Source organism: Altericroceibacterium xinjiangense (genome assembly GCF_003958635.1).
GTDB classification, from domain to species: domain Bacteria; phylum Pseudomonadota; class Alphaproteobacteria; order Sphingomonadales; family Sphingomonadaceae; genus Altericroceibacterium_A; species Altericroceibacterium_A xinjiangense.
In genome coordinates this window covers 1-9511 of record NZ_RSEK01000028.1, presented here as the reverse complement: position 1 = coordinate 9511, position 9511 = coordinate 1, and the positions used below count along the sequence as shown (strand labels likewise).

11 protein-coding genes are annotated in these 9511 nt (G+C 61.7%); 6 read left to right on the top strand and 5 right to left on the bottom strand.

From position 1 onward, the window contains the following. Together ELY13_RS14060 and ELY13_RS14055 are read left to right on the top strand one after the other, a co-directional pair. A partial coding sequence (locus tag ELY13_RS14060; protein ID WP_241233730.1) for an integrase core domain-containing protein occupies positions 1-436 on the top strand: 436 nt, incomplete at its 5' end. 214 nt (positions 437-650) lie between these two features. After that, positions 651-863, top strand: a complete 213-nt coding sequence (locus ELY13_RS14055; RefSeq protein ID WP_126174536.1) for a hypothetical protein — start codon at positions 651-653, stop codon at positions 861-863. A 23-nt stretch (positions 864-886) separates the two neighbouring features. Here ELY13_RS14055 and ELY13_RS14050 read toward each other — a convergent pair whose 3' ends face one another. The 5 genes from ELY13_RS14050 to ELY13_RS14030 form a co-directional block, all read right to left on the bottom strand. Further along, positions 887-1468, bottom strand: coding sequence for a PEPxxWA-CTERM sorting domain-containing protein (locus ELY13_RS14050; RefSeq protein WP_126174535.1), 582 nt, complete (start codon positions 1466-1468; stop codon positions 887-889). 630 nt (positions 1469-2098) lie between these two features. Further along, a complete protein-coding gene (locus tag ELY13_RS14045; RefSeq protein WP_126174534.1) occupies positions 2099-2323 on the bottom strand; it encodes a hypothetical protein in 225 nt (74 codons plus the stop codon). Continuing rightward, the gene (locus ELY13_RS14040; protein WP_126174533.1) at positions 2320-2574 is read right to left on the bottom strand and encodes a hypothetical protein; all 255 of its coding nucleotides are present in this window, start codon (positions 2572-2574) and stop codon (positions 2320-2322) included. The genes ELY13_RS14045 and ELY13_RS14040 overlap by 4 nt, the downstream gene beginning before the upstream one ends. Before the next feature lie 169 nt (positions 2575-2743). Then, entirely contained in the window at positions 2744-3175 is a 432-nt protein-coding gene (locus ELY13_RS14035) for a type II toxin-antitoxin system HicB family antitoxin (protein ID WP_126174532.1), read from the bottom strand. A 35-nt stretch (positions 3176-3210) separates the two neighbouring features. Next, a complete protein-coding gene (locus tag ELY13_RS14030) occupies positions 3211-3387 on the bottom strand; it encodes a type II toxin-antitoxin system HicA family toxin (protein ID WP_126174531.1) in 177 nt (58 codons plus the stop codon). Positions 3388-3776: 389 nt separating this feature from the next. Here ELY13_RS14030 and ELY13_RS14025 point away from each other — a divergent pair, with 389 nt between their 5' ends. The 4 genes from ELY13_RS14025 (at position 3777) to ELY13_RS14010 (ending at position 9382) form a co-directional block, all read left to right on the top strand. Then, complete coding sequence (locus ELY13_RS14025) at positions 3777-4418, top strand: IS6 family transposase (RefSeq protein ID WP_241233731.1); 642 nt, start codon at positions 3777-3779, stop codon at positions 4416-4418. A gap of 196 nt (positions 4419-4614) precedes the next feature. After that, positions 4615-6996, top strand: coding sequence for a UDP-galactopyranose mutase (gene glf, locus ELY13_RS14020; RefSeq protein ID WP_241233729.1), 2382 nt, complete (start codon positions 4615-4617; stop codon positions 6994-6996). Between the two features lie 9 nt (positions 6997-7005). Continuing rightward, positions 7006-8499, top strand: a complete 1494-nt coding sequence (locus ELY13_RS14015) for a glycoside hydrolase 5 family protein (RefSeq protein WP_206436077.1) — start codon at positions 7006-7008, stop codon at positions 8497-8499. A gap of 166 nt (positions 8500-8665) precedes the next feature. Further along, positions 8666-9382: an IS6 family transposase gene (locus tag ELY13_RS14010; protein WP_126174529.1), complete on the top strand. Its 717-nt coding sequence runs from the start codon at positions 8666-8668 to the stop codon at positions 9380-9382. Positions 9383-9511: the final 129 nt, after the last annotated feature.

Genomic DNA, 9511 nt, shown 5'->3' with positions numbered 1-9511 from the left:
TCGGCGAGCGCTTCATCAGAGCCATGGCGGCGTAATATTCAAACCGCCCGCCACACACGAAATTCCTGACAGTCCCGACATGATGCTTGAAGCCGTCGTGAGGCGCTTCGGTACCTGCCAGGCTCCAGTCCCTATCGAAATGCTGACCGACAACGGTTCGCCATACACAGCGCGGGAAACCCGGATCTTCGCCCGCCAGATCGGCCTGAAGCCCTGCTTCACCCCGGTGAAAAGCCCGCAGAGCAACGGGATCTCCGAAGCCTTCGTGCACACCCTGAAACGGGACTACGTCCACGTGTCGCCATTACCGGATGCCGAGGCAGCTCTGCCATTGATCGGCCAGTGGATCGACGACTACAACGAATACCACCCCCACTCAGGGCTCAAAATGCGCTCACCCCGCGAGTCCCGAGCGGCTCAGTTCGCAACCCCCTGAGGGTGTCCGGCGAAACGGGGGGCAGATCAGCGGGCTACATGATCCGTTCGGCAAGACCTACATCAACGCGCACCGCTACTTCGACAGGGATTCGTCGGGCACGAACAAGACGTGCGCCTACACAGAGAGCAAGTTTGACCTCTTTACCGAGCAGCTGCGCAAACGAGGGCTCAAGGCGTACATCACGGAGGCCGCGTTCGGCTCCAGCTACGGCGTGCCGGATAGCTGCAAGGCGGTGGGCGCGGACGCCATTGCCGACATCCAGGTGAACAGTGACGTTCTACTCGGCGTTACCTGGTCGGGCGGCGGGCGCATCTGGCCGGAAAGCTACATCTTCAAGATCGACCCCCCGAAGGCCGAGCGCTTCACGGCGCCGGTGCCCGCCTATACTCGCGCGCTTACTGGCGATCCGGCAGCGGCCAACTGAGGTGCGCTGCCGGAAGCAGCTTACTATGCCAACGCGGGGGTCAGGCGAAGGTCAGCCTTGCGCCTACGCACGGCAAACCCGACAGCCCCGAAGCCGAGGATCATCATAAGCCATGTGCCCGGCTCAGGGATGGTAGAGGAAAAAGTGACGGGCATAGTGAAGCCTTCGCCGGCGTAGGAGTACTGAAACGTCCCGTAGCCTGTCGGAAAGAACGAGGGGATCGCGCCGCTAGTCAGACTCGTGGTATCGCCATAGCTCGCACTGAGGCTGTAACCCTCTCTACTGCTGGCTGCGACATTTGCGACGATCCCATCCGTGGCGCCCTCTGCATTACCCTCGTATGCGTCTCCCACAATCAGCAGGTAGTCACTGGATCGGGTTAGGTCTCCTGATGTGAAACTCAGAACACCGGGAAAGTAGAAGGAAAGCGTACCCCAAGAGTAGTACTCATGGTCCGTCGTGGTCATCGTGGGGTCATACGTGAGATGACCTGAGATGCTCCTGTCCCCGGAAGACCCGCTGAAGTAGGCGACGGCTGCATTTGCGGTCCCTGGCGTAACGATCCCGGTCAGTGCGGCAATCGCGGTCATAATCAATTTGTTCATGAAGCCTCCGGGCTGATTCGCCTCCCGCTGCAACTGACCATTGGCTCGAGCTCGAGTCTATGGCGGAGATTCCGGCGAGACTATCGAGACCGTTGTAAACGGGCCGCTGACAACTGGACCCCGACCAAGAGCACCGAATACTGGCGGATGCTTCGCGACTTCTGCGCGGGCTGAGGTTCGTCTTGGTCAAAAACTGCCCCCGCCGAAGCAGGGGCAGTTCCTACGCGGAAGCGCCCCCATCGAGGCGAAACGAGGCTGAGCACTTCTGCCTAGCAGACGCTCCGCCAAGATCGCTGTTCCCACTGAATGGTGGATCTTTGCAGTTCCGCCTCAACACCCGGATAGTCGCCAGGGCGCGAGGTCCGAAAGGTGGCTCACGGGAACACCATGAGTGAGTGCGGAACGGACCGGTCGGGCGTCGGTTCTTCGGGTGCGGTTACCCCGTAGCGGGAATTAACCGACCCTAATCTACCATGGAGGCAACCAGTCACTGAAGGTCCGACACCATGACGCAGACGGCAAAAGCGCGCGATTACCTCCCGTTCGCCTGCCTGACTTTCGGGGCAATCCTAGGCGCCATGGGCCTCGCAGCCGCGCTTCCTTACCTGGGATATGTCCCCGGAGGCTCAGTCACCCCGTGTGAAGTGGTCGATGGACGGGATGCTCCCGCCGCAGCGTCCGGATAACCGCCTCCGCATACTGGCGCATGACGCGCTGCCAGTAGTGGCTGGCCTCATCCCACGGGTGCCATTCAGCATGCGGATCGTTGGTCGCGAGGCTGGCCCACATTTCGCGCGCCATGTCCTCGGCCAGCGCTTCAAGGTCATTCGCATCGCAGAGACGGCAGCGGGTCACGTTTCGTCCTTCGGCTCAGTTGAGCGTTCGACACGGAAGCCAATCGGCACGAGCGGGGGAGGCGACCGCACCTGATAACGGTCGAGGCGGGCCAGAATTGTGTCCCGCAGCAGGTTGCGCGCCATGTCGGACTTGCGCTGGTTGGTGCTGGCCCAATCCCGGATCCGCGAACGGGGAGCCTGTGACAGGATAAGTCCCACCTCGAACCGCAGTTCGTCACAGGTCATCACGCGGGGGAAGTCCTCTGCCATGCGGAACACTTGGAGAACATCGGGGCGATTCGGTCAAGCGGGTAGGGGTGGACGGGATTCCCGTATACCGGGAGAAACCACGGCGGGCGGTTGCATCCCGCCGTGATCCCTTCAAACCCCAGGCCATCGCCCGCAGCCCGCGCATCCTACCCGCTGATCGCCCGCGGCGCTATACCGCTTCCGCAAGATCGCGCGTTTCGATGCTGACCGTCAGGCCGCACGCCGCGAGCGCGCGCTCCAATTGCGCCACAGTGCTTCCGTGCTCGAGATCAAGCAAGCGGTCGACCTGGCGGGGGTTGAGGCCCATAGCGCGGGCCAAGTCGGCCTTGCGCCAGCCGCGCGCCCGCATCGCATCGTAAAGAGCGAGCTTCAATCTGCCCAACAGCGACGGGGAGACGGTCGGCCGCCCGTCCGCCGCCTCTGGCGCGGGGATTTCCTCGCGATCGAGAATGTACGCCATCAACATGGATTCGAGCAGATCGGCCGCATTCGCGAGCGCCTCATCCTCGGTGTGTCCATGCGTCGCGCCGGGTAGTCCGGCGATGCGTGCCATCACCGTCCCGTTGTCATCGGGGGTGAGATCCACGGGATAGTTTAACATTCGGCGGTTCCTTCCATTGCCGGCTGTGGGGCTCCTCAGAGCTCCAAGTCTTTCTTGATGGACTGCATCAGCCCGGTGCCCAGCTGCTTGCTTCCGCCATGCCGGGGCAGGGCCGACTTCTTCCCGTTGAGGTGCACGATGGTGTGCTTCTTGCCCTCGGTGAAGGTGCAGCCCTGCTTGGCGAGGTAGCGGCGGAATTGTTCGCTGTTCATGCATTCTGTGTAGACATAAATGTCTATCCAGGCAAGCCATAAATAGACATGAGTGTCGTTTTTATCGTGAGGTTCAGGGCAAGCGATCAACTCCCCTTTGAACACGTCCGCTGGTCTATGTTCCGCATAGGCCGAGCGGGGGTGCCGTGCGTCAACACGGCAACCGACGAGCGGTAACTCGTCACGCGCGGCTGGCCTAGCCGCTAACGCCCCGCACCCGTGCAGCGGGCGGGGCTTTGTATGAGTAAAACAGACACTGTCAGACGAAATGCACCCAATGGTGATCGGCCCGAAGGTAGGGCGGGGCAGGGGCATGCCCCGTCCGCGCAAACCCGCCAGTCCGTTCCGGTATTTTCCACTCCTCGCCCGAGGTGATCCGGCTCGTGGTGATGATGTGCGTACGTTTTCCGCTCAGCTTGCGGAACGTTGAAGACCTGCTGTTCGAGCGCGGGATCGACATCTGCCATGAGACGGTTCGGCATTGGTGGAACAGGTTTGGTCCGATGTTCGCGGCCGACATCCGCCGCCAGCGGATCTCTCGGATGCGCGGCTTTCGGCACTGGCGTTGGCACCTGGACGAGATGTACGTCCGGGTGAATGGCGAGATGGTCTACTTGTGGCGCGCGGTCGATCACGAGGGCGAAGTCCTCGAAAGCTACGTCACGAAAACCAGGGATAAAGCCGCTGCCCTGCGGTTCATGCGCAAGACGCTGAAGCGGCACGGCAAGGTGGAAGCGATCACCACTGACGGGCTGCGTTCCTACAGAGCAGCCATGGTCGAACTCGGGTGCGAGCAGAAGCAGGAGACCGGCCGCTGGGCGAATAACCGGGCCGAGAACTCGCATCTGCCGTTCCGACGATGCGAGCGGGCAATGCTCCGGTTCAGGCAGATGAAGTCACTTCAGAAGTTCGCTTCAGTCCACGCCTCCTTCCACAACCACTTCAACTCCGAACGCCACCTCGTCGACAGGCAGACTTACAAGACCCGCCGCTCAGCCGCTTTGGCCGAGTGGCAAAATCTCATGGCGTGAGACGTGCAGTGGGTTGGGCGCAGTCTGCCAAACGGAGAGCGGTTCGCATCGGACTGACAGCACCTTCTACTCGACTGGACAGGACAGAGGAACTGCTATCCGCGATCCTGGAAGCCGCTGCGTGACCTTCCTTGATAAAGAGTAGGCACATCATCTCAGCTGGTTCCCAAGGGAACCAGCTGCTCATGCCGACCGTTTGCGTGGCTCGCATCACCATACAGGCAGGCTCATGAAACAATCTGGCGGGGGCGCGGCCCCAAGTATCTCCCGTACCGCCTCCCGGCCGATACTTCTCTGTCTGAGCCACCTGCGTTGGAACTTCGTCTACCAGCGCCCTCAGCACCTGATGAGCCGCTTCGCACAAGAATATCGGGTTCTGTTCTGGGAGGAGCCGACCTACGCCGGGGCGCTGGCATCCGTCGATTGGAACATCTGTCCGGCAAGTGGCGTGGAGATCCTGACGCCATCCCTCCCCGCCGGGCTTTCCCAGGCCGATGAAACGGCGCTCCTGCAACATCTGCTGGCGGAGTCGCTGGAGCAGGAGCAGCCCGAGGTCGCGTGGTACTACACACCGATGATGCTGCCGATCACGCGGGATCTGAAGCCCCGGTGCACCGTGTACGACTGCATGGATGAGCTGGCGAATTTCAAATACGCTCCGCCGGAACTCCTGCCGCTCGAATCCGAACTCCTCGAAAGGGCAGACCTCGTGTTCACGGGCGGCTACAGCCTTTTCGAGGCGAAGCGAGAACGTCACCCGGCTGTCCACCCCTTTCCTTCCAGCGTCGACCAAGCACACTTCGGTCGCGCGCGCGCGCCGGGCCCCGTTCCATCGGACCAGGACGGGCTGACTGGCCCGCTGTTCGGGTTTTTCGGCGTGGTGGACGAGCGCATGGACATTAACCTGCTCCGTGCATTGGCCGACGGGCGGCCTGACTGGAACTTCATCGTTGTCGGTCCGGTCGTGAAGATCGACCCGGCCGAGCTGCCGCAGCGATCGAACATCCGCTATCTCGGCGGCAAATCGTACGACGAGTTGCCAGACTACCTGCGCGGTTGGGACGTGGCGCTGATGCCTTTCGCCATCAACGAGGCGACGCGTTTCATAAGCCCGACAAAGACGCCCGAGTATCTCACGGCAGGGCGCCCGGTCGTTTCCACACCGATCGTCGATGTCGTGCGCAACTATGGTGAGGTCGATGCGGTCCGGATTGCAGGTACGCCGGACGAATTTCTCATCCAGTGTGAGATCGCGCTGGAAATGAGCCGGGAGAAAACCGGCAAGTGGCTGCCGGATGTCGATGACCTTCTTTCTCAGACCAGTTGGGATCGCACTTACGCCGAAATGGCCCGGCTGGTACACGCCCGGCGCCAGCGGAACGTGCCCACCGCGGCAGCGCCGGCCGTTGCCAGCAGACAACACTACGATGCGGTAGTCGTCGGGGCCGGCTTTGCCGGCGCCGTCATGGCCGAGCGGCTAGCGTCGGGCGCGGGCAGGCGGGTCGCGGTAATCGATCGGCGGCCACATATTGGCGGCAATGCGTTCGACCGTCTCGATGAGGCAGGAATCCTGATCCACCAGTACGGGCCGCACATCTTCCACACAAACTCGCCCGAAATTTTCTCCTATCTTTCGCGTTTCACGGAGTGGCGGCCATACGAGCACCGGGTGCTGGCGTCGATCCGCGGTCAACTGCTGCCAGTCCCCATTAACCGCACCACGCTGAACCGCCTGTTCGACATCGACCTCAAGGACGAGGAAAGCGCCGCCGCTTTCCTGGCCTTGCGCGCCGAGCCGGTGCCGGAAATCAGGACTTCCAGGGATGTGGTGGTCGCGGCAGTCGGGCGCGAGCTCTACGAGGCATTTTTCGAAGGATACTCACGCAAGCAGTGGGGCATTGATCCTTCCGAACTCGACAAGTCCGTCACTGCGCGCGTGCCCACCCGCACCAACACCGACGACCGGTATTTCACCGACCGATTCCAGGCGATGCCGGCAGACGGGTTCACGAGGATGTTCGAGAGGATGCTCGACCATCCGAACATCGACCTGGTGCTGGGAGCAGACTGGACGGAGGTTCGCGACACGCTGTCATGGGATCATCTCGTCTACACCGGGCCGATCGATGAATTCTTCGATCACCGCTTCGGAAAGCTTCCTTACAGATCGCTTGAATTCCGCCATGAGACCTTGGATCGCGATTGGTTGCAGCCGGTCGCAGTTGTCAACTATCCGTCGCCGGACGTACCCTACACCCGTGTCACCGAGTACAAGCACCTCACTGGCCAGGTGTCGTCGAAAACCAGCGTTACCTACGAGTATCCGGGCGCCGGCGGGGACCCGTACTATCCTATCCCGCGGGCAGAGAACCAGGCCCTCTACAAGCGGTACGAAGCGCTCACAAACCAGGAAGAGAATGTCAGCTTCGTCGGTCGTCTCGCCACCTATCGCTACTACAACATGGACCAGGTAGTGGGGCAGGCGCTGGCGACGTACCGGCGGTTGATGCAGCAGAATGGAGCCATGAGCCCCCCTGCCCTCGTTTCGCCTGTTGAGAGCCGTACCGCGGCCGCCTAGGGAATACCTGTGCACCGCCAGCCCCTGAGCAGTTCCGGCGCGGAGCCCTGGCCGAGTGGCGACGCTCCGGAAGGCAGAATTGACGCGGAAGGGCCACCCCTTCCGCTGAGCTGGATCGCCCAGCGGCCCGGCATTCCCTATTTCTGCGACGAGAATGGAACCAGCTGGACGCCTATTGGGGCAAACGATGCCATTACCTGGCCCGAACTCGCGTCCCTGTTTCGCCGACGCGATATCGCGCAAGTAGAGCGGCATCTGCGCTGGCTCGCGAGCCACGGGGTCACCTGCATCCGTCTGATGCTGGAGTACTGCCACGGCGAACACCGTTACATCGAAAAGCCTGCGGGCCGTTTCGCGCCCAACATGGTACGGCTCTGGGACGACTTGTTCGAGCTGCTGGAGAAGACCGGGATCCGAGTTCTACTGACGCCCTATGACACCTTCTTCATGTTCACGCGCTGGCGTCATCATCCGTACAATCAACAAAACGGAGGCCCTTCGGAAAGCCCTCGAACATGGCTGACGTGTAGTGCCACCCGAGAGGCGATCAGGAACCGGCTCGCCTTCGCCAGTGACCGGTGGGGCCATAGCCCCGCTCTGTTTGCGTGGGATATCTGGAACGAGATGCATCCCGCCCACGGCGATGACGATCCCTCGACCTTCGATCCCTTTATCGAAGATCTCGGCGGCTGGCTGCGCCAACGCGAGGAGCGGCGTTACGGTCGTGCTCACCTCCAGACAGTCTCGATTTTCGGTCCGGAGTTGATCAACCATCCCGCCACGTGCGAGCCCATATTCCGCCACCGCTCTCTCGATTTCGCGTCGACTCATTTATACGAGTACCCCACGATCGATGATCCGTCGGATACGGTCGCACCGGCATTGTCCGTTGGTCGCCTGATGCGCTCGGCTGTCGAGGAGACGAGGGATTTCCGCCCGGTGCTCGATACCGAACACGGGCCAATCCATCGCTTCAAGGATCGCCACCATACACTGCCGGACTCGTTCGACGACGAGTACTTCCGCCATATGCAATGGGCGCATCTCGCGAGCGGAGGGGCGGGCGGCGGAATGCGCTGGCCGAACCGCCATCCGCACGTCCTGACCCAAGGGATGCGACGAGCGCAGTTAGCCCTCTCCCGGTTCCTCCCACTAATCGACTGGACCATGTTCCGTCGCCGCAACGTCTCGATCGAGGTTACTTGCCCCGATCCGAACGTGGCGGTGTTCGCCTGCGCCGACCGCAGCCAGGCTGTGCTCTGGCTGCTGAGTACCGGTCCGATTGCGGCGGATGGAACGCTCGCCCCGCCTGTCCCCCGGCGGACTGAGGTTACGGTGCCGGGCCTTTCCGCCGGGTCTTACGAAGCCATCTGCTTCGATACGGCAGCAGGGGTTGTGACCAGGACATCCGAAACATTGTCGGATGGCAGATCGGCGAAGTTCGACATTGTCCTCCAAAAAGACCTGGCACTCGCGATTCGTCCGGCCATGCATACAGTTTAGGATTCGGTGCGGTTATAGTCGTCCCGCGGAGCAACATTTCGGAGGGCACTATCTGATGGAATGGATGCCCCCCGACGGCATCTATGTGCCGGGTACTGTCAGAAGGGTACTGTCAGAGCGAATGCACCGGATAGCGATCAGGTGCACGAGGGGGTAGGGCAGGGGCATGGCTCGCCCTCGCAAACCCGCTAATCCCTTCCGGTACTTTCACTCCTCGCCGGAGGTAATCCGGCTCGTGGTGATGCTGTATGTCAGGTTTCCGCTCAGCTTGCGGAACATCGAAGACCTGCTCTCCGAGCGCGGCATCGATGTCTGCCACGAGACGGTGCGGCAGTGGTGGAACCGCTTCGGGCCCATGTTCGCGGCCGACATCCGCCGGCAGCGGATTAGTCGGATGCGCGGCTTTCGCCATTGGCGCTGGCACCTGGACGAAACGTACGTTCGGGTGAATGGCGAGATGGTCTACTTGTGGCGTGCCGTGGATCACGAGGGCGAAGTTCTCGAAAGCTACGTCACGAAAACCAGGGATAAAGCCGCTGCCCTGCGGTGCATGCGCAAGGCGTTGAAGCGGCACGGCAAGGTTGAGGCAATCACGACCGGTGGGCTTCGGTCCTACAAGGCAGCCATGGTCGAACTCGGATGCGAGCAGAAACAGGAGACCGGCCGCTGGGCGAATAACCGGGTCGAGAACTCGCACCTGCCGTTTCGAAGACGCGAGCGAGCAATGCTGAGGTTCAGGCGAATGAAGTCGCTCCAGAAGTTCGCCTCGGTCCACGCCTCTTTCGCTAACCACTTCAACGTTGAACGCCATCTCGTCGACAGGCAGACCTACAAGACCCGCCGCTCGGCCGCGCTGGCCGAGTGGCAAAACCTCATGGCGTGAGACGTGCAGCGGGTTGGGCGCAGTCTGCCAAACGGAGAGCAGTTCGCATCCGACTGATGAGGTGGATGGCCCCTGTGTCCAACGACGGTGAGTCGTATTGTGGGCTGTTGTCGAAGCAACCCGAGCAAA